The 687-nt window shown below is 53.1% G+C and carries 1 protein-coding gene; it reads right to left on the reverse strand.

All coding sequences use genetic code 11. From position 1 onward, the window contains the following. Positions 1–467: transposase (locus ABEH28_RS27320; RefSeq protein WP_346631573.1), on the reverse strand; the 467-nt coding region annotated here is incomplete at its 3' end. Between the last annotated feature and the right edge of the window lie 220 nt (positions 468–687).

The raw sequence follows: 687 nt of genomic DNA on the forward strand, positions 1-687 counted from the left end.
TTCAAACTGGCGTCATTTGCCCAGCTCTGGGTCAGGCTGGTTTTGGCCTGAACCAGCGAAGCCCTGCGCCGCAGAAGGCTTTGCAGCTTGCCGTAGACGGCGGGAGGTGGAGTCCAGGGGCGTAAATCTTCGCCTTCGTTTTTCAGATAACGGGCAAGAAGACGAGCATCGGAGGCGTCCGTTTTACTGCGCACGCCAACACTTTTACGGTAATTACTCAGCTGATAGCCATCAATGATGTAAACGTCGAGACCCGCCTCATAAGCCAGCTCGATCAGGTCGATGTGATAAACATTTGTTGCTTCAACTGCAATCGCGGTGGGCCTCGGCAACGTTTTAAGCCAGCGCTTTATGGCGGGCTTTTCGTTGGTTATCGAGGTGAGCAAATCCTGATCTGGCTCGTAAATAACGAGTTCAACTTTGGCGACATCCACGCCCACGATTGACTTCGAAACGTGCATTGCCATGGACACTTCTCCACGTTAAGGTTTTACGGCTTGGAGGGGTTTCACCCAGAGGCGCAGGCTTGTTTCTATCGTCGCTTGAACGAAGCATTCTTTATCGGCGCTTTTGGTGGAAGGGGTGGGGCGAGGTCTCCCACGGTCTGTACTGTTACAGCAGTCAGATGCGAACTGTTCGTCCCACCACCCCTTCAAGTCTAACCATACAAGCGAGCTTGCTCGCGAA

It is taken from the genome of Pseudomonas sp. Ps21-P2 (genome assembly GCF_039672565.1).
Taxonomy (GTDB): domain Bacteria; phylum Pseudomonadota; class Gammaproteobacteria; order Pseudomonadales; family Pseudomonadaceae; genus Aquipseudomonas.